Origin of the sequence: Microvirga sp. 2YAF29 (assembly GCF_052114605.1) — a bacterium.
Taxonomy (GTDB): domain Bacteria; phylum Pseudomonadota; class Alphaproteobacteria; order Rhizobiales; family Beijerinckiaceae; genus Microvirga.
This window is the reverse complement of sequence record NZ_JBFRFB010000001.1, coordinates 278,423-302,946: the sequence shown is the minus strand read 5'-3', so window position 1 is coordinate 302,946 and position 24,524 is coordinate 278,423. Positions and strand designations below refer to the sequence as shown.

At 61.6% G+C, this 24,524-nt stretch carries 21 protein-coding genes; 18 read left to right on the top strand and 3 right to left on the bottom strand.

Annotated elements, in window-relative coordinates; genetic code table 11:
* Positions 1 to 2 precede the first annotated feature (2 nt).
* Positions 3 to 1,898 carry a SurA N-terminal domain-containing protein gene (locus tag AB4Y85_RS01385; protein ID WP_441983053.1) on the bottom strand — a complete coding sequence of 632 codons (1,896 nt, stop codon included), beginning with the start codon at positions 1,896 to 1,898 and terminating at the stop codon, positions 3 to 5.
* A 135-nt stretch (positions 1,899 to 2,033) separates the two neighbouring features.
* Here AB4Y85_RS01385 and tpiA point away from each other — a divergent pair, with 135 nt between their 5' ends.
* The 7 genes from tpiA to AB4Y85_RS01350 all read left to right on the top strand — a co-directional run bounded on the left by tpiA (position 2,034) and on the right by AB4Y85_RS01350 (position 9,009).
* Positions 2,034 to 2,801, top strand: a complete 768-nt coding sequence (tpiA, locus tag AB4Y85_RS01380) for a triose-phosphate isomerase (protein WP_441983052.1) — start codon at positions 2,034 to 2,036, stop codon at positions 2,799 to 2,801.
* Between the two features lie 186 nt (positions 2,802 to 2,987).
* On the top strand, positions 2,988 to 3,416 hold the full coding sequence (secG, locus tag AB4Y85_RS01375) for a preprotein translocase subunit SecG (RefSeq protein WP_441983051.1): 429 nt from the start codon (positions 2,988 to 2,990) through the stop codon (positions 3,414 to 3,416).
* Between the two features lie 107 nt (positions 3,417 to 3,523).
* Positions 3,524 to 5,152 (top strand): CTP synthase, encoded by a 1,629-nt coding sequence (locus tag AB4Y85_RS01370; protein ID WP_441983050.1) that lies wholly within the window; start codon positions 3,524 to 3,526, stop codon positions 5,150 to 5,152.
* Between the two features lie 243 nt (positions 5,153 to 5,395).
* Positions 5,396 to 6,265 carry a VOC family protein gene (locus AB4Y85_RS01365; RefSeq protein ID WP_441983049.1) on the top strand — a complete coding sequence of 290 codons (870 nt, stop codon included), beginning with the start codon at positions 5,396 to 5,398 and terminating at the stop codon, positions 6,263 to 6,265.
* 45 nt (positions 6,266 to 6,310) lie between these two features.
* Positions 6,311 to 6,712, top strand: coding sequence for a DUF350 domain-containing protein (locus tag AB4Y85_RS01360; RefSeq protein ID WP_441983048.1), 402 nt, complete (start codon positions 6,311 to 6,313; stop codon positions 6,710 to 6,712).
* Between the two features lie 175 nt (positions 6,713 to 6,887).
* Positions 6,888 to 7,736, top strand: a complete 849-nt coding sequence (kdsA, locus tag AB4Y85_RS01355) for a 3-deoxy-8-phosphooctulonate synthase (protein WP_441983047.1) — start codon at positions 6,888 to 6,890, stop codon at positions 7,734 to 7,736.
* A 115-nt stretch (positions 7,737 to 7,851) separates the two neighbouring features.
* On the top strand, positions 7,852 to 9,009 hold the full coding sequence (locus AB4Y85_RS01350) for an MFS transporter (protein ID WP_441983046.1): 1,158 nt from the start codon (positions 7,852 to 7,854) through the stop codon (positions 9,007 to 9,009).
* On the opposite strand, the gene queF is transcribed toward AB4Y85_RS01350, so the two are convergent.
* Positions 9,006 to 9,455, bottom strand: a complete 450-nt coding sequence (gene queF, locus AB4Y85_RS01345) for a preQ(1) synthase (protein WP_441983045.1) — start codon at positions 9,453 to 9,455, stop codon at positions 9,006 to 9,008. The genes AB4Y85_RS01350 and queF overlap by 4 nt on opposite strands.
* Positions 9,456 to 9,599: 144 nt before the next feature.
* Between queF and eno the strand changes: the two genes are divergently transcribed.
* The 11 genes from eno to AB4Y85_RS01290 all read left to right on the top strand — a co-directional run bounded on the left by eno (position 9,600) and on the right by AB4Y85_RS01290 (position 23,451).
* Entirely contained in the window at positions 9,600 to 10,883 is a 1,284-nt protein-coding gene (gene eno / locus AB4Y85_RS01340) for a phosphopyruvate hydratase (RefSeq protein WP_441983044.1), read from the top strand.
* Between the two features lie 289 nt (positions 10,884 to 11,172).
* A complete protein-coding gene (locus AB4Y85_RS01335; protein WP_441983043.1) occupies positions 11,173 to 11,487 on the top strand; it encodes an FtsB family cell division protein in 315 nt (104 codons plus the stop codon).
* A gap of 172 nt (positions 11,488 to 11,659) precedes the next feature.
* Complete coding sequence (pdhA, locus tag AB4Y85_RS01330; RefSeq protein ID WP_441983042.1) at positions 11,660 to 12,721, top strand: pyruvate dehydrogenase (acetyl-transferring) E1 component subunit alpha; 1,062 nt, start codon at positions 11,660 to 11,662, stop codon at positions 12,719 to 12,721.
* 57 nt (positions 12,722 to 12,778) lie between these two features.
* Positions 12,779 to 14,230 (top strand): pyruvate dehydrogenase complex E1 component subunit beta, encoded by a 1,452-nt coding sequence (locus AB4Y85_RS01325; protein WP_441983041.1) that lies wholly within the window; start codon positions 12,779 to 12,781, stop codon positions 14,228 to 14,230.
* Positions 14,231 to 14,666: 436 nt separating this feature from the next.
* Positions 14,667 to 14,963: a DUF5076 domain-containing protein gene (locus AB4Y85_RS01320; RefSeq protein ID WP_441983040.1), complete on the top strand. Its 297-nt coding sequence runs from the start codon at positions 14,667 to 14,669 to the stop codon at positions 14,961 to 14,963.
* 26 nt (positions 14,964 to 14,989) lie between these two features.
* Complete coding sequence (locus AB4Y85_RS01315; protein WP_441983039.1) at positions 14,990 to 16,396, top strand: pyruvate dehydrogenase complex dihydrolipoamide acetyltransferase; 1,407 nt, start codon at positions 14,990 to 14,992, stop codon at positions 16,394 to 16,396.
* Between the two features lie 76 nt (positions 16,397 to 16,472).
* Complete coding sequence (locus AB4Y85_RS01310) at positions 16,473 to 16,910, top strand: hypothetical protein (protein WP_441983038.1); 438 nt, start codon at positions 16,473 to 16,475, stop codon at positions 16,908 to 16,910.
* Between the two features lie 14 nt (positions 16,911 to 16,924).
* Positions 16,925 to 18,364, top strand: a complete 1,440-nt coding sequence (lpdA, locus tag AB4Y85_RS01305; protein WP_441983037.1) for a dihydrolipoyl dehydrogenase — start codon at positions 16,925 to 16,927, stop codon at positions 18,362 to 18,364.
* A 244-nt stretch (positions 18,365 to 18,608) separates the two neighbouring features.
* Positions 18,609 to 20,837: an Ig-like domain-containing protein gene (locus AB4Y85_RS01300; RefSeq protein WP_441983036.1), complete on the top strand. Its 2,229-nt coding sequence runs from the start codon at positions 18,609 to 18,611 to the stop codon at positions 20,835 to 20,837.
* 300 nt (positions 20,838 to 21,137) lie between these two features.
* On the top strand, positions 21,138 to 22,850 hold the full coding sequence (locus tag AB4Y85_RS01295; RefSeq protein WP_441983035.1) for a catalase: 1,713 nt from the start codon (positions 21,138 to 21,140) through the stop codon (positions 22,848 to 22,850).
* A gap of 145 nt (positions 22,851 to 22,995) precedes the next feature.
* On the top strand, positions 22,996 to 23,451 hold the full coding sequence (locus AB4Y85_RS01290) for a GFA family protein (protein WP_441983034.1): 456 nt from the start codon (positions 22,996 to 22,998) through the stop codon (positions 23,449 to 23,451).
* On the opposite strand, the gene AB4Y85_RS01285 is transcribed toward AB4Y85_RS01290, so the two are convergent.
* A complete protein-coding gene (locus AB4Y85_RS01285) occupies positions 23,448 to 24,461 on the bottom strand; it encodes a magnesium and cobalt transport protein CorA (RefSeq protein WP_441983033.1) in 1,014 nt (337 codons plus the stop codon). The genes AB4Y85_RS01290 and AB4Y85_RS01285 overlap by 4 nt on opposite strands.
* Positions 24,462 to 24,524: the final 63 nt, after the last annotated feature.

The window sequence follows — 24,524 nt, the reverse complement described above, 5'->3', positions numbered from 1 at the left end:
GCTTAGAGTTCGCCGCCTGTCGCCTGACGCACGGCCTGCTGGTGGATGACGACGCCGAGATCCTGGCGGGCCTGAGTGATGTATTCACCGATCAGGTCGTCGCCCATGCCGTTGCGCAGCTGGTTGTCGATGCTCTGCGCTTCCTGCGTTGTGGTGTTCATGGGCGGCACGGTGGCAGCGGTCACCTTGAACACCGCGCGGCTGTCCGCCGTGCTCGGCGCGTTGCCGGCCTTGCCGACCGGGGTCGCGAAGATGCGGTTCACGGCCTCGGCCGAGAGATCGTCCTTCGCCGCGTTGCGGGCGAAATCGGCAACGTTCTTCGCCTCCGTGTTCACCGACTGGGCAACAGCCTCGATGGCCTCGCCTTTTTCAAGACGCTCGGTCAGCTCACGGGCCTTCTCCGAAAGACGCTGGGCGATCTGGTCCTCGCGCCATTGGGCGGTGACCTGATCGCGCACTTCGTCGAGGGTCTTCTCGCGGGAGGGCTCGATGCCCGTCACATCGTACCAGGTATAGCCGTCTGCCACGCGCAAGGCCTCATTATCGACGCCGATATCCGAGGCGAAGGCGGCCTTCACCACCTGGTCCTTGCTCGCAAGGTTCACCGGGGCGCCAGCCTTGTCGAGGCCGCTCGCGTCGACGGCGGGAAGCTGCACGAGGGTCAGGTTCTTTTCCTTGGCGATGTCGGCCAGCGGCTTTGCGCCAGCGCGCAGATCCTCGACCTCATCGTGGATACGCTCGATTTCGCCTTGAGCGCGCTCCTTCGCCACTTCCTGGCGAATCCCGGCTGCCACTTCCTCGAACGGGCGCACGGCCTCCGGCTGGATCTGCGTGACGCGGATCACCACGGGGCCGAAGCGGCCGGCAATCGGGGCGCTCACGCCGTTGAGTTCCAGCGCGAAGGCGGCCTCGGCCACGGCGGCATCGAGCATGTCGGCCTTAGCAAAGGTGCCGAGCTCAAGGCCGGAGGCAGCAACGCCCCGCTCGGCGGCGACGGATTCGAAAGTCGCGCCTTCCTTGATCTTGGCGGCGGCTGCCTCCGCGTCCGGCAAGGCCGTGAAGGGGATCTGCTGGATGGTGCGGCGCTCCGGCTGGCCGTAGCGGGCCTTCTGCTGCTCGTAGCGTTGGCGGGCATCCGCGTCGGAGACTGCATCCGGCTTCGCGATGGCGGCTGCATCGAGCACCAGCACGGAAACGGCGCGGTATTCAGGAGCGCGGTAGGTGCCCTTGCGCTCGTTGTAGAAGCTCGTGAGCTGCTCCTGGGTGGGAGCAAGGATGTCTCCGGCGGCAGTCGCATTCAGAACGAGATAGGACGCGCTGCGACGCTCGCTGGTATAGCGATACATGGCTTCGCGGGCAGCGGCGGGCACGGTCACATCCCCGGCAAGTCCTTGAGCGAGATGGAGGCGGGCCATGGACTGGCGCTGCTCCTGCACGAATCCGGCCTCAGACAATCCGGCATTGCGCAGGACCTGGTCGAAGGCGGCGCGGTTGAACTGGCCGTCCGAGCCGCGGAAGGCCGGGTTCTCCATGATGGAGCGGGCCACCAGCTGATCGGAGACGGAGAGGCCGAGCCTCCGGGCTTCCTCGGCCATCACGGCCTCGGTCACGAGGTTGTTCACGATCTGCTGATCGAGGCCGATGGCGCGAGCCTGCTCGGGGCTGATCACCGTGCCGAACTGGCGGGTAAGCTGCTGGAGCTGGTTGGTATAGGCGGCGCGAACCTGCTCGACTGTGATCTTGGCGTTCCCGACCTCGGCCACCGTCGAGGCGGGCGTCGCGCGGAAGATGTCGCCGATGCCCCAGATCGCGAAGCTGACGATCAAAGCGCCGAAAAAGATCGTGGCGATGGTTTTACCGACTAGGGTCTGCCCAGCCTTGCGCATGTTCCGAAGCATCGTGAACCCGTCTTTCGAAAAACTGTTAAACAGGGCGATAGCCCATCAAAGGCCCGGGGAAAAGGGCAAGTCAGGTTGAAAGAGGCATCAAGCCTCTGCTACTGCCAAGTTATCAAGCGTGACGGGAGTGAATGAATGAGCGTCGATAGGCCGCGCCCGCTGGTGGCGGGAAACTGGAAAATGAACGGGTTGAAGTCGTCCGCCAGGGTGCTGGACGAGGTTCATGCCGGTTATACGCCAAGCCTGAAAGCCAAGGTGGACCTGGCGATCTGCCCGCCCGCGACCCTGATCGGCACCCTCGCGAACCTCGCCGTCGGCTCCCGGATCGCCATCGGCGGACAGGACTGCCATGCGAAGGAATCGGGCGCCTACACGGGCGACCTTTCCGCCGAGATGCTCGCCGATGCAGGCGCGACTCATGTGCTCGTCGGTCATTCCGAGCGCCGCCAGTACCACCGGGAGAAGGATTCCGATGTCTGCGCCAAGGCGGTTGCTGCCTATAGGGCAGGCCTCACAGCCATCGTCTGCGTGGGCGAAACCCGCGAGGAGCGCGAGGCCGGCAAGACGATTGCCGTGGTCCGTAAGCAGCTGCGCGGCTCGATCCCGGCCGATTCGAACAGCGGCAACCTCGTGGTCGCCTATGAGCCGGTCTGGGCCATCGGCACGGGCCTGACACCGACTGTGGCCGACGTGGCCGAGGTCCACGCCGCGATCCGCGACGAGCTTAAGCGTCTCGTAGGCAAGGCTGATTATGCCAAGGTCCGCATTCTATACGGCGGCTCGGTGAAGCCCTCGAACGCCGCCGAGCTGATGGCGGTGGACAACGTCGATGGCGCGCTGGTCGGAGGCGCAAGCCTCGTGGCCGCCGATTTTCTTGCGATTGCCGGGGCTTATCTGGGCTAAAGTATCCACCTTTGTCATTCCGGGGCCGCTTAGCGGAGTTCTGGAATGACAACTGAATACTTCAACAACAAAAGCTCTCTTGCGGGCCTTTGATCCTGCGCCCACCTATGCTACAGCCCGCCTCAACGAACGAATTGCGAGCGGCTGACGCCTTTCCTGGCTCGGCCGCTTGAGGTTTTTGGAACGATGCAAACAGTCCTTATCATTATCCACCTGATCATCGTGCTCGCCCTGATCGGCGTGGTTCTCCTGCAGCGCTCCGAAGGCGGCGGCATGGGCCTCGGCGGCGGCGGCGGCGGCGGTGGCGGTGGCGTTTCCGGTTTCATGACCGGGCGCGGGCAGGCCAACGCACTCACCCGCACAACGGCGATTCTGGCAGCCCTGTTCTTCCTGACGAGCATCACACTTGCGATCTTCGCGACGAGCGGACGCGCGCCGCGTTCGATTCTCGATGGCGGCGCGCCCGCTGCTCCCGCCGGTCAGCAGACCCCGGCAGCTCCGCAGGGCGGCAGCGTGCTCGAACAGCTGCAGCGCCTCCAGGGCGATCAGCCGGCGGCTCCTGTGCCCAGCGCACCTGCTCCAAGTGCCCCGGCGCCAGCAGCGCCTCAACAATAAACCGAACAGTAGGGCCGGACCTTCCGGCCCTCTTCTTTTGTGGATGGCTTCGGAGTTGCACGATTCGTGATTGCGAATCGGCGCTCCTTATTAATGGATAGGGGTCCATGACGCGGTACGTATTTATCACCGGCGGCGTGGTGTCTTCGCTCGGCAAGGGTCTGGCTTCGGCGGCCCTGGGAGCGCTTCTCCAGGCTCGCGGCTACAAGGTCAGGCTTCGTAAGCTCGACCCATATCTCAACGTCGATCCGGGGACGATGAGCCCCTATCAGCACGGCGAGGTCTTCGTGACCGACGACGGTGCCGAGACCGACTTGGATCTGGGCCATTACGAGCGTTTCACGGGCGTTCCGGCCACCAAGGCCGACAACATCACCACGGGCCGGATCTATCTCGACATCATCACCAAGGAGCGGCGCGGCGATTATCTCGGCGCCACGATCCAGGTGATTCCGCATGTCACGAACGCCATCAAGGACTTCGTGCTCAGCGGCAACGAGGGCTTCGACTTCGTCCTGGTCGAGATCGGCGGCACGGTCGGCGATATCGAGGGACTGCCGTTCTTCGAGGCAATCCGCCAGCTCGGCAACGACTTAGCCCGCGGCCAGGCGATCTATGTGCACCTAACCCTGCTGCCCTTCATTCCGTCAGCCGGCGAACTCAAGACCAAGCCGACCCAGCACTCGGTGGCGGAGCTGCGCTCCATCGGCATCCAGCCCGACATCCTGCTCTGCCGTACGGATCGCGAGATCCCGAAGGACGAGCGCCGCAAGCTCGCCCTGTTCTGCAACGTGCGTGAGACTGCGGTGATCGAGGCGCGCGATGCACGGTCCATCTACGACGTGCCGCTGGCCTATCATGAGGCTGGGCTCGACAGCGAGGTTCTCGCGGCCTTTGGCCTCGACACCGAGAAGACGCCGAATTTGAGCCGCTGGACCGGCATTTCCGAGAGGGTTCACAACCCGGAGGGCGAGGTCAACATCGCCATCGTCGGCAAATATACCGGCCTCAAGGACGCCTATAAGTCGCTTATCGAGGCGCTTCACCATGGTGGCATCGCTAACCAGGTGAAGGTGAACCTGCAATGGATCGAGAGCGAAGTCTTCGAGCACGAGGACCCGGCTCCGTTCCTCGAAGGCATCCATGGCATCATGGTTCCGGGCGGCTTCGGCCAGCGCGGCGCTGAGGGCAAGATCCGCGCGGCCCGCTTCGCCCGCGAGCGCAAGGTGCCATATTTCGGCATCTGCTTCGGCATGCAGATGGCCGTGATCGAAGCGGCTCGTTCTCTCGCCGGAATCGAGAATGCCAGCTCGACCGAATTTGGCCCGACCTCGGAGCCGGTCGTCGGTCTGATGACCGAGTGGCTGCGCGGTAATGAGCTCGAGAAGCGTTCATCCAGCGGCGATCTGGGCGGCACCATGCGCCTTGGCGCCTTCCAGGCGTCGCTCAAGCCGGGCAGCAAGGTCGCTGAGATCTATGGCGGCACCGAAATCTCCGAGCGCCACCGCCACCGCTACGAGGTCAACATGACCTACCGCGACAAGCTCGAGCAAAAGGGCCTTCGCTTCTCCGGCGTCTCGCCCGACGGCGTCCTGCCGGAGATCGTGGAATACGAGAACCACCCCTGGTTCATCGGCGTCCAGTACCATCCAGAGCTGAAATCGCGCCCCTTCGAGCCGCATCCGCTCTTCCAGAGCTTCATCGAAGCGGCGGTCGTACAGAGCCGCTTGGTTTAAAAGCTTCTTCCTTCCAAATGGCCGGGTTCGTCCCGGCCATTTCTTTTGGCGGGTCCACCCCACGGACCTCATCCTGAAGAGCAGCAAAGCTGCGTCTCGAAGGATCGTCCAGTGATTGCTGGAGACGCCCTCAGGATGAAGGCTATGGATAGACGGGAAGGTCGAGAGGAAGTTCTGACTTCAACCTTGGACAAGCCACGCTTCGTGCCTAAGTCTATGCTCTCGCCATCGGAAAAGAGCCTGATGTCCCGTCGGATCGACCACCTCGTCATCGCTGTCCATGACCTCGACAAGGCCGCTGCATTCTACCAGCGGCTGGGATTCCAGGTGGGCGCGCGCAACAAGCATTCCTGGGGCACGGAAAACAGGCTGGTGCAGTTTCCGGGTACTTTCCTCGAACTCATCACGGTGGGCGAGGGCGCAAATATCCCGCCACATGGGCAGGGGACGTTCAGCTTCGGCGCATTCGTGCGGGATTATCTGCAAGAGCGCGAAGGCCTTGCCATGCTCGTGCTCGACAGCCAGGACGCCAAGGCCGATGCTGCTTCCTTCGCACAGCAAAAGATCGGCGCTTTTCAGCCTTTTTTCTTCGAGCGTACCGGAAAGAAGCCGGATGGCAGCGAAACCAAGGTCGCTTTCACCCTGGCTTTCGCGGCGCTGGAGAATGCTTCTAAAGCGGGCTTCTTCGTATGCCAGCAGCATTTCCCCGAGAACTTCTGGAACCCGGCTTTTCAGAAGCACGACAATCAGGCGACCGCAGTATCCAGTATTGCGCTCACGGCTCCCGACCCGGATCGGCTGCGCAGATTCGTATCGGCTTTTACCGGCGAGGAGCCCAGTCGTCCGGCCGGCCATGACCTCTCGTACCGCCTGACCGATGCCCATCTCGACGTCATGACGCCCGACGACGCGGGCGAGCTTTACGTGTCCGTAGAGGCTGAACTCGACCAGCCGTCATTCGTCGGATTCGCGTTGAGGGTCGAGGATATTCACCGGCAGGCGGCAAGGCTCGATGCCGCCGAAATTCCTTATCAGCATGTAGGCAGCAGGCTCGTGGTGCCCGCCAGCGCCGCCCATGGCGTCGCCATCGCCTTCGAGCCAACGCAAAATTAACCATGCACCCCTAACGATCTGAAAAATGAATCTTGGGGGCTGATCGTGACATCTACTTTGGCGGGCTTGTTCGACTTCGTCGTTTTCTTCGTTATCGCCACCGCGCTCGTGGCCCTGTATCTTGGCCTCTACACTCTGGCCACGATGCACAATGAGTTCGCGCTGATCCGCCAGAACGTGATCTCGGCCGCAACCGCTCTCGGGTTCAGCCTCGTGGGTTTCGCCCTGCCGCTCGCCAGCGCCATCGTGCACGCCCAGAGCATCCTCGACCTGCTGGTCTGGGGTCTTGTGGCTCTCGCTGTGCAGATCGTGGTCTACTGGCTCGTGCGCCTCCTCATGCCGAACCTGTCCCAGCGCATCGCGGCGGGCGAGATGGCAGCCTCCCTGTTTCTGGGTGCCGCCTCGCTGTCGGCGGGCATCATCAACGCGGCGTCGATGACGTTCTGAGACCACGCGTCATCCCGGACGGCGAAGCCGATCCGGGATCGCCAGCAGAATAGAGCGCCAATCTTGTCCCGCGATCCCGGATCTGCGCTACGCTTCGTCCGGGATGACACCAGGGTCGGCGGCTATAACACATCACCACTTCCCGTTTCTCCCGAAACGGAGTAGGTGACGGCGCATGACCGATACCAAAAAGCCCCAAGCCGTCGTCGAGGCAGGCTCCGTCCGCTTCGGCAATCACCTGCCGCTCAGCATCATTGCGGGCCCCTGCGCCATGGAAAGCCGCGACCACGCGCTGGAAATGGCCTCGGCCCTCAAGGAGATCACGGGCAAGCTCGGCCTCGGGCTGGTCTACAAGTCGTCCTTCGACAAAGCGAACCGCACATCGATCAACAGCGCCCGCGGCATCGGCCTCGACAAGGCGCTTAGCGTCTTTGCCGAAGTGAAGGAAAAGTTCGGGCTCCCGGTCATCACCGACGTGCATGAGAACGACCAATGCGCTCTCGTGGGCGAGGTGGTCGATATCCTCCAGATCCCGGCCTATCTCTGCCGCCAGACCGATCTTCTCATCGCCGCCGCCAAGACCGGCCGGGTGGTGAACGTGAAGAAGGGCCAGTTCCTGGCGCCCTGGGACATGGCGAACGTCGCCGAGAAGGTGCGCGCTTCGGGCAATCCCAATGTCATGCTCACCGAGCGCGGCGCATCCTTCGGCTACAACACCCTCGTATCCGATATGCGCAGCCTGCCGATCATGGCCGAGACCGGCGCTCCGGTGATTTTCGATGCCACCCATTCCGTGCAGCAGCCCGGCGGCAAGGGCGCGACCTCCGGCGGTCAGCGTGAATATGTACCGGTTCTCGCCCGTGCGGCGGTCGCGGTCGGCGTGGCCGGTGTCTTCATCGAGACGCACCAGGACCCGGACAAAGCTCCCTCCGACGGCCCCAACATGGTGCCGCTGAAGGAACTGGAGAGCCTGCTGGCGCAACTGAAGGCATTTGATGCGCTCGCCAAGGGCAGGTTGGGCTGAAGAAACGCTTATGACTCCGGAAGAGGGCAGGCCTGCATTCCTGCCTCTCCCCTTACGACAAGGCCGTGTTATGGAGTGAGCAGGCTCCATTCGCGGCCTTTCTCATTAGAGCGTCATGTCCTCGCGCAATCTCATCCTGATCCTCGCCGTCAGCGGCTTTGCCAGCACCTTTTCCGCACGTGCGATCGAGCCCATGGTCGGGGTGATTGCCCGGGATCTGAACTCGACACCGCAGACCATCGCGCTTCTCGCCGCCGCCTTCGCACTTCCTTACGCCTTCATCCAGCCGATCCTGGGGCCCATCGGCGATGCCCTCGGCAAGGAGCGGGTCATGAAGGTAGCGCTGTCACTGCTATTCCTGGCGTTGGCGGGCTCTTTCTTTGCCCCTAATGCCGAAACCCTCTTTGGCTTGCGCATCGTCGCGGGCGCCGCGGCGGGCGGCGCGGTGCCGCTGTCCATCGCACTCATCGGCGACCGGGTGGACATGTCCCAGCGACAGGTGGCGCTCAGCCGCTATCTCGTGGCCGTCATCGTCGGCCAGCTCGCCGGCTCTTCGCTGGCGGGGCTTCTGGCGGAATGGATCGGCTGGCGTGGTGTGTTCGGCCTCTCCACGGCCATGATGGCCTGCGCGCTCATCGCGACAATCATCGGCTTTCGCGGCGCCTTGCCGGGCGGCAAGTTCGATCCGAAGGCGGCGATCCTGCGCTATCGGGACATTCTCTCCAATCCCCGCGCGCTGTTCCTCTTCGGCTCGGTCTTCGTGGAGGCGACTGCGATTTTCAGCGTTTTCCCTTATATCGCGCCGCTGCTCGAGGAGCGCGGCGGGGGCGGGGCAAAGGAGGCAGGCTTCGCCATCGGTGGCTTCGCGATCGGCGGCCTCGTCTATTCGGCCCTGGTCAGCTGGATGCTCCGGCGCCTCGGGATCGGCCGCATCCTCGTCGGCGGAGGCTTCTTCGCCGCATTCGCTCTTATCCTCTTGGGGTTTGCAAGCGACTGGAAGCTCGACTTCGTCGCCCTGCTTCTGCTGGGCCTCGGCTTCTACATGATGCACAACACCTTCCAGGCTCAAGTGACGGAAGTAGCGCCTGGAGCGCGAGCCTCGGCGGTCGCGCTCCACGCCTTCTCGTTCTTCTGCGGGCAGGCGCTCGGCGTGGTGCTCATGGGCGTCGGCCTTCGCAATATAGGACTGACGATTTCCACGGCTATTGCCGCCGTCATTGTTCTGGCCGTGGGCCTGAATGCCTCACATGTGCTGAGGCGCCCGAGAGCTTAACGCGCCCTGTAGGGCGCGACGCCCTGGTCGGGCAGCCAGAGATTCTTCGGCAACTCGCCTGTCTGCCAGAATACATCGATGGGGATGCCGCCGCGCGGATACCAATAGCCGCCGATGCGCAGGAAGCGCGGCTCCAGCAGCTCGGCCAGGCGCTTGCCGATGGCCACCGTGCAATCCTCATGGAAGGCGCCGTGGTTGCGGAAGCTGTGCATGTAGAGCTTGAGCGACTTCGATTCCACCAGCCAGGGTCCGGGCACATAGTCGATCATAATGATCGCAAAATCGGGCTGGCCGGTCACGGGGCAGAGCGATGTGAATTCCGGAACGGTGAAGCGAGCGAGATAGTCCGTATCCGTGTGCGGGTTCGGCACCCGGTCGAGCTGCGCTTCTTCGGGAGTCTGGGGCAGGGCGGTCGCGTGACCCAGCTGGAGGTGGCTTTCCGTCATGATATTTCACCTTGGATCAATGTTCTATCGGTTGCCCATGTCCTTGCTCGCTTCATGATTTCGGTCAATAAGCCATGTCATGCCGTGAGGCCGCATCCGTAACACGGGCCGCATCGGTCGCTTTCAGTCTTCAGGAGCCCGTTCATGACCGCGATTATTGACGTATATGCCCGCCAGATCCTCGACAGCCGAGGCAATCCCACCGTCGAGGTGGATGTGACCCTGGAAGACGGTTCCATGGGCCGCGCGGCCGTACCCTCAGGTGCCTCCACCGGTGCGCATGAGGCGGTCGAGCTGCGCGACGGCGACAAGTCGGTCTATCTCGGCAAGGGTGTGCTGAAGGCCATCGACGCTGTGAACAACGACATCCTCGATGCCATCGGCGGCATGGATGCCGAAGAACAGGTCGCCATCGACGAGACCATGATCGAGCTCGACGGCACCCCGAACAAGGCCCGCCTCGGCGCCAACGCCATCCTTGGCGTGTCGCTCGCCGTCGCCAAGGCCGCAGCAGAGGCCTCGACCCTGCCGCTCTACCGCTATGTGGGCGGCACGCAGGCCCGCGTCCTGCCGGTTCCGATGATGAACATTATCAACGGCGGCGCGCATGCGGACAACCCCATCGACTTCCAGGAATTCATGATCATGCCGGTCGGCGCGCCGACTCTGGCTGAAGCCGTGCGCATGGGCGCCGAGGTGTTCCACACCTTGAAGAAGGCCCTCAAGGACGCAGGCCACAACACCAATGTGGGCGATGAGGGCGGCTTCGCCCCGAACCTGCCCTCCGCCGAGGCTGCCCTCGACTTCATCATGAAGTCCATCGAGCAGGCTGGCTACAAGCCCGGCAAGGACATGGTGATCGGCCTCGATTGCGCCGCCACCGAGTTCTTCAAGAACGGCTCATATGTCTATGAAGGCACGGGCCAGAAGCTCTCGCCGCAGCAGCAGGCTGAATATCTGGCGAAGCTCGTTGGTGCCTATCCCATCGCCACCATCGAGGACGGCATGTCCGAGGACGACTGGGAGGGCTGGAAGGCCGTGACCGATCTCGTCGGCAACAAGTGCCAGCTCGTGGGCGACGACCTGTTCGTCACCAACGTGAGCCGCCTCTCGCAGGGCATCAAGCAGGGCGTCGCCAATTCGCTCCTCGTGAAGGTCAACCAGATCGGCTCGCTCACCGAGACGCTGGCCGCCGTCGATATGGCCCACCGCGCCGGCTACACCACCGTGATGTCGCATCGCTCGGGCGAGACGGAAGACTCCACGATTGCCGATCTCGCGGTCGCGACCAACTGCGGTCAGATCAAGACCGGCTCGCTCGCCCGCTCGGACCGGACGGCCAAGTACAACCAGCTCATCCGCATCGAGGACGAGCTCGGTTCGCAGGCCCAGTATGCCGGCCGCGCCGCCCTGAAGGCCCTGGCGTAAGATAACTATATTTTGGTTGAAGAGGGGGCTGCCGAAAGGCGGCCCTCTTTTGTTTTCGGACTGACCTTTGTCATTCCGGGGCGACGAAGGCGAACCCGACCCGAAGGGCCGCGCCGCAGGCGTGGAAACCCATAACCACTAACATTAAAGAAGGGGGCGAGGCAGTCCTCGCCCAATTCTAGATCGTCGTGGTTGTGGGTTCCGGGCTCCGCTGCGCGGCCCCGGAATGACAAAGGACGGTGATCTTCCTAACCGCTTTTTAACCATGCAGGGTGTAGAACCATGCTCCATGGTGATCCGCAGACGACTGAGACGATTCCTGATTCCGCTGGTGCTCTACAGCATCTCAGCGGCCGTCGTCGGCTATTTCGTTCATCATGCCCATAGCGGAGCGCGGGGCATCGAGGCCCAGCAGAAATACGAAGCCCAAGTTGCTGAGCTGACTCAGGAACTTGATGCCTTGAAGACTGAGCGTACGGATTGGGAGCGCCGCATCTCATTGCTCCGCAGCGACCAAATTGATCGCGATCTGCTCGAAGAACGGGCAAGGGTCATGTTGGGGCGTGTTCATCGCAACGATCTGGTGATCATCACAGGCCCTTAACCAAAATAGCTCGAAAGAACTACTTAACTGAATTTCTGTTAATCGCCAATAGCCATGTAAATTCAGCAGGTTGCGCGATTCATTGTGCAGCGCAAAACATTATTTGGCCCCCTCGCTTTCCGATTCCGTCTGCGCTAAAACTTTCGTCGAGGAAACCCTTCGGAGGAACCCGATGGCTGTTGCTGCCCGCAAGGCGGGTCGTGCCGGTTCTGGCGCGACTAACAAGTCCACTTCCAGCAAAGGCTCCGCACGCGGAGCTGCGTTAAATTCCCCCCAATTCGATAAAGATCAGGATCTTTCGGCCTACGAGGACATGCTGCTGATCCGGCGCTTCGAGGAGAAATCCGGCCAGATGTACGGCATGGGCCTGATCGGCGGCTTCTGCCATCTCTATATCGGCCAGGAAGCCGTCGTCGTCGGCATGCAGATGGCGACGAGGGATGGCGACCAGGTGATCACGGGTTATCGCGATCACGGCCATATGCTTGCCTGCGGCATGGACGCGAAGGGCGTCATGGCCGAGTTGACGGGACGCCGCGGCGGCTTGTCGAAAGGCAAGGGCGGCTCCATGCACATGTTCTCCAAGGAGAAGCATTTCTATGGCGGTCACGGCATCGTCGGCGCTCAGGTGTCGCTGGGCACCGGCATCGCCTTCGCGAACCATTATCGCGAGAACGGCAATGTCTGCCTGACCTATTTCGGCGACGGCGCAGCCAACCAGGGCCAGGTCTACGAGAGCTTCAACATGGCGCAGCTGTGGAAGCTGCCGGTTGTCTATGTGATCGAGAACAACCGTTACGCCATGGGCACCGCGGTGACGCGCGCATCCGCGCAGACCGACTTCTCGAAGCGCGGCGTGTCCTTCGGCATTCCGGGCGAGCAGGTGGACGGCATGGATATCCGCGCGGTTTACACCGCCGGCCAGCGCGCCGTTGAGCATGCCCGCTCAGGCAAGGGCCCCTACATCCTCGAGATGCAAACCTACCGCTATCGCGGCCACTCAATGTCCGATCCGGCGAAATACCGGACGAAGGACGAGGTGACCCGCATGCGCGAGGAGCACGATCCGATCGAGCAGGTGCGCCGCCGTCTGTTGGAGAGCTGGAAGCTGTCGGAAGACGAGCTGAAGGCCATGGACAGCAAGGTGCGCGAGATCGTCAACGAGGCGGCCGAGTTCGCCACGCACGATCCCGAGCCCGATCCGTCCGAGCTCTACACGGATATTCTCCTTTAAGCGGCGCAACAGCGCCGCCCCAATTCTCGCCTTAGCGACAATCAACACGAGTCTTTCATGGCGATCGATATTCTCATGCCCGCCCTCTCGCCCACCATGGAGCAGGGCAAACTGGCCAAGTGGCTGAAAAAAGAAGGCGATCAGGTCAAACCCGGCGACGTGCTGGCCGAGATCGAGACCGACAAGGCGACCATGGAGGTCGAGGCGATCGACGAGGGTATCCTCGCCAAGATCCTCGTCTCCGATGGCACCGACAACGTTGCGGTGAATACGCCCATCGCCGTGCTCGCGAGCGAAGGCGAGGACGTGTCGAATGCCGCATCGTCGGCGAAGGCACCGGCTGCTCCTGCGCCGGAAGCGCAGAAGGCCCCGACGCCCGACATGGAGCGCGAAGGCATGGCCGACAGGCCGTCTCCGGATTCCATCCCCGGCACGGACGCCGCGCCCGTCGCGGAGCCCGCCGCTCCGTCGGTCATCACCAACCGCACGAGCTACGACGCCATGGCCGAAATCCCGGAGGGCACCGAGCTTGTCAACATGACGGTTCGCGAAGCGCTGCGCGATGCCATGGCCGAAGAAATGCGCAAGGACGACAAGGTCTTTGTAATGGGTGAAGAGGTCGCCGAATATCAGGGCGCCTACAAGGTCACCCAAGGGCTGCTGCAGGAATTCGGGCCTAAGCGCGTGATCGACACGCCGATCACCGAGCACGGCTTCGCCGGCATCGGCGTCGGCGCGGCCTTCACGGGCCTGCGCCCCATCGTCGAGTTCATGACCTTCAACTTCGCCATGCAGGCGATCGACCAGATCATCAACTCGGCGGCCAAGACCCTCTACATGTCCGGCGGCCAGCTCGGCGCTCCAATCGTGTTCCGCGGCCCGAACGGCGCAGCAGCCCGCGTGGGTGCCCAGCACAGCCAGGACTTCTCGGCCTGGTACTCGCAGATTCCGGGCCTCAAGGTCGTGGCGCCTTACTCGGCTTCCGACGCGAAGGGCCTGCTCAAGAGCGCGATCCGCGATCCGAACCCGGTGATCTTCCTGGAGAACGAAATTCTCTACGGTCAGTCCTTCCCAGTGCCGAAGCTCGATGACTTCACTGTGCCGATCGGCAAGGCGCGCATTCACCGCGAGGGCAAGGACGTCACCATCATCTCCTTCGCCATCGGCATGACCTATGCGCTCAAGGCCGCTCAGGAGCTTGAGAAGGAAGGCATCTCCGCCGAGGTGATCGACCTGCGCACGATCCGCCCCATGGACACCGACACCATCGTCGCTTCCGTCATGAAGACGGGCCGCTGCATCACGGTGGAAGAGGGCTATCCGCAATCGGGCGTCGGCGCAGAGATCGCCGCGCGCATCATGGAGCATGCGTTCGACTACCTCGACGCACCCGTGATCCGCGTGACCGGTAAGGACGTGCCCATGCCGTACGCCGCCAACCTGGAAAAGCTCGCCCTCCCGTCAGTGGCCGAGGTCGTCCAGGCGGCGAAGGCCGTTTGCTATCGGTAAGGTCGCGCAATGATCATCCGTTCCGCATTGCTGGTTGTTGTAGTCGCTGGATCTCTAGCGGCCTGCAACTCCACGCGGGAGACCGAGAGCAAGCCTGCAGCCAATTATATGGCCGCGTTGGCGAGGCGCTCGGTGATCAATCCCGCGGGCATCTCCACAAGTCAGCTCATGGGTGCTTCAGCGGGTCAACGCTTGTCGACTTTCACGGGCATGCTGCGGAAGGCGGGTGAGGAATGCACGCCTAATGCATCACGCATTACCGAGAGAGCCCAGGACGGTCGAAGCCTGTGGAACGTGTCCTGCAAAGGCAACACAGCGAATCCGGATTACATATTTTTCATACCTGCCAGTGCCGACAAATTCGCCAACATCCTCCGCTGTAGCCCTGCTGCAGATGGAGGAACTGGCTGTTCGGCTTTCTGACGGAGATCGGCACATGACCGACAAAAAGTTCGAAGCTCTCAACGTTCCGCCTGATGCGCTCGAAAGGGGCGGCGTCGAGATTTTGAGGGCTTCGGTGGTCGATGGGGCGGTGAGCATCGCGCTGCGCCGCGCCTTCGACGATCCGTTCACCTGGGGCGTGCTCCTGGTGGATCTCGCCCATCACGCTGCGCGCATCTACGCCACGGAAACCGACTTCTCGGAGGAGGAGGCCCTGGCGGAGATCACGGCAGGAATTCAAGCCGAGCTGGACGATCCGAGCGACCACGGCTCGACGTCAGCCATAAACTAATTCTCAAGATCAGGATCCAAAACGTCATGCCCATCAATATCCTGATGCCCGCTCTTTCGCCCACCATGGAAAAGGGAAACCTTGCCAAGTGGCTGAAGAAGGAAGGCGACACGGTAAAATCCGGCGACGTGATCGCCGAGATCGAAACCGACAAGGCCACCATGGAAGTGGAGGCCGTCGATGAAGGAATCCTCGCCAAGATCGTCGTGCCCGAGGGAACGTCGGATGTGCCGGTCAACCAAGTCATCGCGCTGATCGCAGGCGAGGACGAGGATCCGAAGAGCGTGACCGCGCCCGCAGGCGGATCGCCCGCGCCGAAGGCCGAGACCGCACCGGCATCTGCTCCCGCTGCACCCCAGCCGCAGGCGAACACGGTGCAGGGCGATGCCAATGCGCATATGTCCTATGCCCGCGTCGATCAGGCTCCCGCAGGTCCCGCGCAGGCAGCCAAGCCCAATGGGGCAGGGCAGGCTGCAAGCGGAAACCGCGTCTTCGCTTCGCCGCTCGCCAAGCGCATCGCGAAGGATGCCGGAATCGACATCGCATCGATCCGAGGTTCAGGGCCCCATGGCCGCGTGGTTGAAAAGGACGTTCGCTCGGCCCTCCAGGGCGGCGGCGCCAGGCCTGCCGCTGCGCCGGTCGCCGCCGGCGCTCCAGCCGCGAAGCCCGCTGCTCCGCAGCTCGCGCCGAGCATGGGCGCCGATCAGGTCAAGGCCATGTTCGAGGCCGGATCTTATGAGGAAGTGCCGCTCGACGGTATGCGCAAGACTATCGCGAAGCGCCTTGTCGAGTCCAAGCAGACGGTGCCGCATTTCTACCTGTCGCTCGATTGCGAACTCGATGCGCTCATGGCCCTGCGCGAGCAGGTCAATGCAGCAGCGTCGAAGGACAAGGACGGCAAGCCTTCGTACAAGCTCTCGGTCAATGACTTCGTGATCAAGGCCCTCGCCATCGCGCTCCAGCGCGTGCCGAGCGCCAACGCGGTCTGGGCGGAGGATCGCATCCTGAAGCTGAAGCACTCGGATGTGGGCGTGGCTGTCGCCATCGAAGGCGGCCTCTTCACGCCGATCATCCGCAAGGCCGAGACCAAGACGCTGACCGCCATCTCCGCCGAGATGAAGGACCTCGCAGGTCGCGCCCGCAATCGCCGCCTGAAGCCGGAAGAGTACACGGGCGGTTCCACTGCCGTGTCCAATCTAGGCATGTTCGGCATCAAGGACTTCCAGGCCGTCATCAACCCGCCGCACGGCACGATCCTGGCCGTCGGCGCGGGCGAGCAGCGCGTGGTGGTGAAGAACAACGCCCCCGCCGTCGTGCAGGCCATGACCGTGACGCTCTCCTGCGATCACCGCGTGGTCGACGGCGCACTCGGCGCGGAACTCCTCTCGGCCTTCAAGCGGCTCATCGAAAATCCGATGGGGATGCTTGTTTAAGGAAATGCGCCCCTTCTCCCTCCCCGAAGGGAAAAGGGGCGCGATGATGCTCAGTGCCAAAGTTGTTGGGAGCTGCATGACTAAAGGCAAGCTTGATTGCCCGCAAAGCACTTGGGTCGGCAAAGCGCGAGCTGTCGTGATGTTCGTTGGCTTTGCGTGGGTTCCAGGCTTAATGATCTATGGAATGTTCAAGGAAACTGACCATGGACGGGACTTCACGTTCATGATGATCGGCATCATGTTTACGCTCAGCATGATGATAGCTCCGATTCTCATCTGCTCCGTCCTGCTTCCTACCCATACGGCAAGACTTCTAGGCCTCCCACTTGTTTTGCTCGCTTGCTTCGTGTTCCTGGCAGTACGCACTTCTTCAAACATCAACTATCCGAGCTTGATCGGCTTTGTGCCGTGGGTAATTACAGGCACAGCCATTGTCCTCGTCTTGCCCGAACTCTCCTTTGTGAGCAGGCTTTACAGCCGAATTTTCGGATTACTCCACACTAGATCGCCTTGAGAGAACTGGACACCATGGCAAACCAATACGACATCATCGTCATCGGCGGCGGTCCGGGCGGCTATGTGGCCGCGATCCGCGCGGCGCAGCTCGGGTTCAAGACCGCCGTGGTGGAGCGCGAGCATCTGGGCGGCATCTGCCTCAACTGGGGCTGCATTCCGACCAAGGCGCTGCTGCGCTCGGCGGAAATCTACCATTACATGGAGCACGCCAAGGATTACGGCCTGTCCGCTCAAGGCATCGGCTTCGATGCGGCTGCCATCGTCCAGCGCTCACGCGGCGTGTCGGGCCGTCTCAACGGCGGCGTGGGCATGCTGCTCAAGAAGAACAAGGTCGATGTGATCTGGGGCGAGGCTTCCATCTCGAAGCCCGGCGAAGTGGTCGTGACCGCTCCGAAGAAGCAGGCCATGCAGCCGCAGCATCCGACGCCGAAGGGCGTGCTGGAGCCGGGCACGTATCAGGCGAAGAACATCATCGTCGCAACCGGCGCACGTCCGCGTGCGCTGCCCGGCATCGAGCCGGACGGCAAGCTGATCTGGACCTATTTCGAGGCCATGGTGCCGCCGTCCATGCCGAAATCCCTGCTCGTCATGGGCTCGGGCGCCATCGGCATCGAGTTCGCCTCTTTCTATCGCACCATGGGTGCCGAGGTGACCGTGGTCGAGGTGATGCCGCAGATCATGCCGGTCGAGGACGCCGAGATTGCGGCGCTGGCCCGCAAGCGCTTCGAGAAGCAGGGCATGAAAATCCTCACCGGCGCCAAGGTCACGAAGGTGGAGAAGGGCGCGAATTCCGTCACGGCCACCATCGATGACGGCAAGGGCGGCACGCAGACGATCACCGCCGAGCGGATGATTTCGGCCGTCGGCGTCGTCGGCAACATCGAGAATCTGGGTCTCGAGAAGATCGGCGTGAAGATCGAGCGCGGCGTCGTCGTGACCGACGGCCTCGGCCGTACCAATGTGCCCGGCATCTACGCCATCGGCGACGTCGCCGGCGCGCCCATGCTGGCCCACAAGGCCGAGCACGAGGGCGTGATCTGCGTCGAGACCATCAAGGGCCTGCACACGCACGCCATGGACAAGGCCAAGATCCCGGGCTGCACCTATTGCAACCCGCAGGTCGCGTCGGTGGGCCTCACGGAGGCCAAGGCGAAGGAGCAGGGCTACGACATCCGCGTCGGCCGCTTCCCCTTCGTCGGCAACGGCAAGGCCATCGCGCTCGGCGAGCCGGACGGCATGGTGAAGACGATTTTCGACAAGAAGACCGGCCAGCTCCTTGGCGCGCACATGGTGGGCGCTGAAGTGACCGAGATGATCCAGGGCTTCGTGATCGCCATGAACCTGGAGACGACAGAGGAAGACCTGATCCACGCCGTCTTCCCGCATCCGACCATCTCCGAGACGATGCATGAAGCCGTCATGGACGCCTACGGGCGCGCGATCCACATTTGATTCTGATGAATCCGGGCCTTCATCCTATTTTCACACAGGGTGAAGGCATTTTGCTGGGACATATTGTCCAGCCTAACTAAATGGTCCGATCGTACGAGTACACCTGAAGTCATTGAAATGATATGACTTTACTAATCCTTAAGGCGATCCCTAAAAGGGGTACCTCATCCGAATTTATATGTTGTAATGCTTCGGTAAGTTGTCCTATAAACCCGGCGTTTTCACTCTTTTCCGGGTCCTGTCCATGTCCGACGCACTCCTTGCTGCTTTTAATGATCCTAATGCCACTGAGCTGACGATCCTCGACGCTATCGATACCTATGCTGCCGAACTTTTCTTTGACGGCAACGAAACTCCCTTCCGTGCGCTCCTCGATAACTCAGGCCGCCAGAAGGCAGTCGCCCTCGGCCTGAAGGAAGTTGCCACACTGTTTGGCGCCTACGAGAATATTGAGGCGATCCAGGCCGAGCTGGCTCACCAGATTCAGGTCGAATACGCCAAATTCGAGTTCATCGCCGCCATAAATGCCGCTAAAGACGCCGATGAGATGGCCGCTGCGCTCTACACCTATGGCGCTCCTCTCCATGAAGAGCGCATGTTCCTGATTGAAGCGTGGAGTGAGTCGGATAAACCGTCTGTTGTCGCGCGCGTTGCTGCTCTCAAGAGCGACACCTACACCACCGTTCTTCAGGAAATCGCTATTCATGCTGAGGATGAGGCCTATATGGTGGCCCTCGGCGAGCGCCTGCTCGCCGCCCGTGAGGCCACGCAGGACAAGCGTTTCTACGGCGACGGCGCGATCATGACTTCTCTCGACGCAGGAACCGACGACATCATTCTCGATGCCTTCAGCGATATATTCGATGCATTCGATAATGAAGAGGCGACGGAAATCGACATCCTGGCCGTCGTCGACCAATATGAAGATCAGCTGTTCTCCGCTCCTGACCTCGCTCTCTTCCGTCAGCTTCCCGACAATTGGGGACGCCAAAAGGCGGTTGTGCTTGGTCTGAAGGAGGTCGCCGACCTGTTCGACGATTACGCGACCCTGGGAGCCCTCAAGGCTGAACTCGCCCATCAGGTTAAGGTCGAGCACGACAAGTATCTTTTCATCACCGCTGTCGACAGTGCCGGCGATGCCGATGCAATGGCCAAAGCGCTCAAGGACTACGTTAAGGTGCTCAGCGACGAGCGCGACGCGCTGATCGCAAAGTGGGAAAAGGTTGAAGGCAATGAGGACGTCGCCGCGCGCGTCGCTGCCCTCAAAGAGGCCGACTATACCACTGTGCTGAGGCAGATTGAGACGCGTCTGGGCCAGTCCCCAGACTTCGCAGAAGATATCGCTTCACTTATGCTAGACGCTCGCACGGCCATGGGTGGCGCGTTCGTTGGCGACGGCAAGATCGTCGCTGCTCTGAAGATCGCCAGCGCGGCCATCAATTACGTTCCGACAGCGCCCGAGACGCGTTCCGTCACGACTAATGAGGACGTGGCTCTGGTCGGCATCGACATTGGTGCTCGCGATGTTGATGGAAATGACACCCTGACCTACACGATCGAGAATGGTAAGGGTCCTCAGAAGGGTGATGTCACGTTCTCCGGTGGCAAGTTCACCTACATTCCGGACGCGAACGTTCATGGCACTGACAGCTTCACCATCGTCATCTCTGATGGAGTGAACACGATCAAGCAGACGGTCACCGTCACGGTCAACTCCGTGAATGATGCTCCGACGGCGCCGGCTCTTGCTCTCGCCACGGTGGCTGAGAACTCCGCCAACGGCACTGTGGTTGGCGACCTCTCCTCCACGGACATCGACACTGCCGCTCTCACCTACAGCCTTGTTGATGATGCCGGCGGCCGCTTTGCGGTTCAGGGCAACAAGCTTGTGGTGAAGAACGGCCTGCTGCTCGACTACGAGCAGGCAGCCAGCCACCAGGTGACGGTGCGCGTGTTTGACGGCACCACCAATGTCGACAAGATCCTCACGGTTTCGCTGACCGACGTTGTCAACGAGACCCTGAAGGTTTCGTCAGGCAACAACGTCCTCACGGGCGGCATCGGCAATGACAAGATCACTGGCGGCACCGGCAAGGATATCATCGGTGGTGGCGTCGGCAACGACACGCTGTTTGGCGGCAAGGGCAAGGACATCTTCGTGTTCGGCACCAAGCTGGACTCCAAGAAGAACCTCGACAAGATCACGGACTTCAGTGTGAAGGACGACTCGTTCTGGCTGGATAACGCAATCTTCAAGAAGCTCGGGAAGGGCACGGAGCAGAAGCCTGGCAAGCTTTCCAAGAGCTTCTTCAGCATCGATGGCGCGAAGGATAAGAACGACTACATCAACTACAACTCCAAGACCGGCGTGATCTCCTATGATGCGGACGGCCTGGGTGGTAAGAAGGGGATCGACTTCGCCAAGGTGAAGGCTGGTCTCGCAATCACCGAAAAAGACTTCTTCATCATCTAATCCGTCGAAACGTTAGAGGAGCGGCGCATAGCGTGCCGCTCCTCTTCCTCTCAAGCTCAATCGGGGTCAGTCCCTGATTGAGCTTTTTTGTTTTTGGGGCGAGGCGCCTGAAGGTGTCGCTATCCCTTTAAACAAGCATAGGTCCACGGACCTGAGCTTCCGATATTTGTGCAATTGGATATCGTGACAAATCCGGCTGTTGCGGCCGGTCAGTCGCGGCTTCCTGGAACCAGCACCTAATCTGATTGTTTCGCTTTGAGCATACAAGCCACCAACGGCCGCTCTAAGGGAAACGCATCCATGGACAAGACGCCAAAGCAACCTCCGGGAACTCCGGATCGGGTTCTCACGAACCGTCAGGGTCATCAGATCACCAACAATCAGTCTCAGCGAACTGTCGGAGCGCGTGGTCCTGCCACGCTTGAGAACTACCAGTTCCTGGAAAAGATCACCCATTTCGACCGCGAGCGTATTCCTGAGCGCGTCGTCCATGCCCGCGGCTTCGTGTGTTACGGTGAGTTCGAGGCGACGGGGAAGATCGGCGATGAGCCCGCCTCGAAATACACCCGTGCCAAGCTGTTTCAGCAGGCCGGTAAGAAGACGCCGCTGGCGATCCGCTTCTCCACGGTGATCGGGGGGCGCGATTCCTCCGAAGTCGCCCGCGATCCGCGCGGGTTCGCCGTAAAATTTTACACGGAAGACGGAAACTGGGATCTCGTCGGCAATAACCTCGCGGTGTTCTTCATTCGCGATGCCATCAAGTTCCCGGATGTGATCCACTCGCTCAAACCCGATCCAGTCACCTTCCGCCAGGAGCCGAACCGCATCTTCGACTTCATGAGCCAGACCCCGGAATCCATGCACATGCTGACGCATTTGTTCAGCCCGCGCGGCATTCCGGCGAGCTATCGGCATATGGAAGGCTTCGGCGTGAACACCTACAAGATGGTGAACGCGCAAGGCGATACTGTTCTCGTGAAATACCACTTCCACCCCCGCTGCGGCCTTGCGAGCCTGACGGCCGAAGAGGCTGGGAAAGTGCAGGGGCAGGATCTCGGCTCCGCATCCAAGGACCTCTTCGAAGCCATCGAGCGCGGCGAGCATCCGCAATGGGACATATATGTGCAGATCATGGAAGACCATGATCATCCCGAACTCGAATGGGACCCGCTCGACGACACCAAGGTCTGGCCGGAGAAGGATTTCCCGCTGCGCCATGTGGGCGTCATGACGCTCAACCGCAATGTGGGCGATCATTTCAACGAGAACGAACAGATCGCGATGGGCACTGGCGTGCTTGTGGACGGCTTGGACTTCTCGGACGACAAGATGCTGGTCGGCCGCACGTTCTCCTATTCCGACACGCAGCGTCATCGCGTCGGCACCAACTATCTGCAGCTGCCGGTCAACCAGGCGAAAAACTCGAAGGTTTCGACGAATCTCAATGGCGGCCAGATGTCCTATCGCCGCGATCTGGCGGAAGGGCAGAACCCGCACGTGAACTACGAGCCGTCGCTTCATAACGGCCTGCACGAATCCCCGCGCGAGGAGCCCAACAACCCGCCGGAAGTTCACGGCCGCCTGACACGCAGCGTCATCGAGCGTCGCAACGACTACATTCACGCGCGTGGACGCTACTGTACCATGATGGATTGGGAGCGCGACGACCTCGTGCTCAATCTGGGCACGCTGCTTGGGCAATGCGAGCGCGATGTGCAGGAGCGCATGGTGTGGCATCTCCTGATGGTGCACGACGATTACGGACGGCGTGTTGGCGAGATGATCGGAATCACGGCCGATAACGTGCGCAATCTCCCGCCGTTGGCGAAGCAGGTGCTGACGGAGGATGAGCAGCGCCGGCTAAAAAGTCTCGGCAACAATGGTGACGTCATAGACCCAAAGGTCTGGGGTCAGTGGACCAGTTCCGTGAAGAACTACAAGGCTTCGGCGGAAGAAGTTCTGGGCGGCATGCGCAACGTGCCGACGGAGCCGGCGAAACAAGCGGCGGAATAAACGCAAGCGCCGAAAGGCGAGGGCAGTCTATTGCAAACATGATGTCATGGCCGGGTTCTGCCCGGCCATTGTCATTTCCCTTGCACGAGCACCCTTCCACCATCATCCTCCGTGCCGGAAAGCGGAATCTCGAAGGAGGATTCAGATGGTCGACGGTTCTCATATGCGCGAGGGCGGATGCCGATGCGGGCAATTGCGCTTTCGCGTCACCGCCAAACCCATCATTACCATGGCCTGCCATTGCACCGGCTGCCAACGGATGACCGCGAGTGCATTCTCTCTCAGTGCGCTCTATCCCAGCGAGGCGTTCGAGGTGACAGCAGGAGAACCCGTCATCGGCGGGCTGCATGGGGCCACGCGTCATTTCTTTTGCCCACATTGCATGAGCTGGGCCTTCACCCGGCCCAAGGGCCTCGATGCCTTAGTCAATGTTCGTGCCACGCTCTTCGACGATGCGCACGATTTCATTCCCTTCGTCGAGACCTGTACGAGCGAGGCGCTGCCATGGGCGAAGACATCAGCCGTGCACAGCTTCGAAAAGTTTCCGCCAATGGAGCTTTACCCGGAACTCACGGAGGAGTTCGCCCGGCAATCGGCTTAAAGCCATCCGTTCCGGCGGAAGCGCGAGTAGAGCAGGCCGCAGACCAGCCCGATTAACGCCAGCACGAGGGCGTATCCATACCGCCAATGCAGCTCGGGGATGACGTCGAAATTCATACCGTATATGCCAGCCACCGCCGTCGGCACGGCCAGGATGGCGGCCCAGGCCGCGAGCTTGCGGGTGATCTCGGTTTGCTGCGCTTGGCCCGTCATCAAACTCGTCTCGAAGGCGAAGGCCAGCACCTCGCGCAGGGACTCGATCTCTTCCTGCACCCTGCGGATGTGATCGGACACGTCGCGGAACAGCGGGGACATGGCGGTGTCGATACCGGGGAGGCCGGGCTGCTCCAGGCGCCGGCAGACCTCGACCAGGGGCACGACGGCATTGCGCAGCCGCAGCAGATCGCGCCGAAGCTCATAAAGCCGCCGCACGTGAAAGGCTTCAGAGGTTCCCGCGAGGATGCCGTCCTCGATCTCCTCCACTTCCTCCTGGATGGTCTGGATCACCGGCATGTAATTGTCGACGATGAAGTCGAGGATGGCATAGAGGATGAAATCCTCGCCCTCCGAGAACGCCTGAGGAATGGCCTCGCAGCGCTCGCGCACCGGGATATAGGTTGTCGAGGCCCCATGGCGCACGGAGACCACATAGCCTCTCCCGACGAACAGATGCGTCTCACCGAAGGCAATACGCCCGTCCACCATCTGAGCCGTGCGCGCGACGACGAATAGAGCCTCACCGTATTGTTCGAGCTTTGGCCGCTGGTGCGCCTTGAGCGCATCCTCGATGGCGAGATCGTTCAGGCTGAACTCCGCCTGTACCTTGCCGAGAAGATCGATGTCGGGCTCATGCAGCCCGATCCACACCACATGCCCCGGCTTGCGCGACCAATCTCCCGCCTCCTCGATAGAGATATCGGCCAAACGGCGACCGGCTGTGTAAACGGCCGACGCGACAACGCCATGGGGATGTTCAGGTTGGGACGGGACGAGTTGGATAGACTTGGCCATATGGCGTTAACGCGCGGCGAGGTTATCCGGTGCCGAGGCGAAAACGTAAGTAAATGCCGGGGA

Coding starts and splice junctions, on each gene's coding strand:
- AB4Y85_RS01290 (WP_441983034.1), top strand. CDS start 22,996: ATGGTCGACGGTTCTCATATGCGCGAGGGCGGATGCCGATGCGGGCAA.
- AB4Y85_RS01320 (WP_441983040.1), top strand. CDS start 14,667: ATGACCGACAAAAAGTTCGAAGCTCTCAACGTTCCGCCTGATGCGCTC.
- AB4Y85_RS01350 (WP_441983046.1), top strand. CDS start 7,852: ATGTCCTCGCGCAATCTCATCCTGATCCTCGCCGTCAGCGGCTTTGCC.
- AB4Y85_RS01370 (WP_441983050.1), top strand. CDS start 3,524: ATGACGCGGTACGTATTTATCACCGGCGGCGTGGTGTCTTCGCTCGGC.
- pdhA (WP_441983042.1), top strand. CDS start 11,660: ATGGCTGTTGCTGCCCGCAAGGCGGGTCGTGCCGGTTCTGGCGCGACT.
- AB4Y85_RS01300 (WP_441983036.1), top strand. CDS start 18,609: ATGTCCGACGCACTCCTTGCTGCTTTTAATGATCCTAATGCCACTGAG.
- AB4Y85_RS01285 (WP_441983033.1), bottom strand. CDS start 24,461: ATGGCCAAGTCTATCCAACTCGTCCCGTCCCAACCTGAACATCCCCAT.
- AB4Y85_RS01325 (WP_441983041.1), top strand. CDS start 12,779: ATGGCGATCGATATTCTCATGCCCGCCCTCTCGCCCACCATGGAGCAG.
- secG (WP_441983051.1), top strand. CDS start 2,988: ATGCAAACAGTCCTTATCATTATCCACCTGATCATCGTGCTCGCCCTG.
- AB4Y85_RS01385 (WP_441983053.1), bottom strand. CDS start 1,898: ATGCTTCGGAACATGCGCAAGGCTGGGCAGACCCTAGTCGGTAAAACC.
- eno (WP_441983044.1), top strand. CDS start 9,600: ATGACCGCGATTATTGACGTATATGCCCGCCAGATCCTCGACAGCCGA.
- AB4Y85_RS01365 (WP_441983049.1), top strand. CDS start 5,396: ATGTCCCGTCGGATCGACCACCTCGTCATCGCTGTCCATGACCTCGAC.
- kdsA (WP_441983047.1), top strand. CDS start 6,888: ATGACCGATACCAAAAAGCCCCAAGCCGTCGTCGAGGCAGGCTCCGTC.
- AB4Y85_RS01310 (WP_441983038.1), top strand. CDS start 16,473: ATGACTAAAGGCAAGCTTGATTGCCCGCAAAGCACTTGGGTCGGCAAA.
- queF (WP_441983045.1), bottom strand. CDS start 9,455: ATGACGGAAAGCCACCTCCAGCTGGGTCACGCGACCGCCCTGCCCCAG.
- lpdA (WP_441983037.1), top strand. CDS start 16,925: ATGGCAAACCAATACGACATCATCGTCATCGGCGGCGGTCCGGGCGGC.
- AB4Y85_RS01315 (WP_441983039.1), top strand. CDS start 14,990: ATGCCCATCAATATCCTGATGCCCGCTCTTTCGCCCACCATGGAAAAG.
- tpiA (WP_441983052.1), top strand. CDS start 2,034: ATGAGCGTCGATAGGCCGCGCCCGCTGGTGGCGGGAAACTGGAAAATG.
- AB4Y85_RS01335 (WP_441983043.1), top strand. CDS start 11,173: ATGGTGATCCGCAGACGACTGAGACGATTCCTGATTCCGCTGGTGCTC.
- AB4Y85_RS01295 (WP_441983035.1), top strand. CDS start 21,138: ATGGACAAGACGCCAAAGCAACCTCCGGGAACTCCGGATCGGGTTCTC.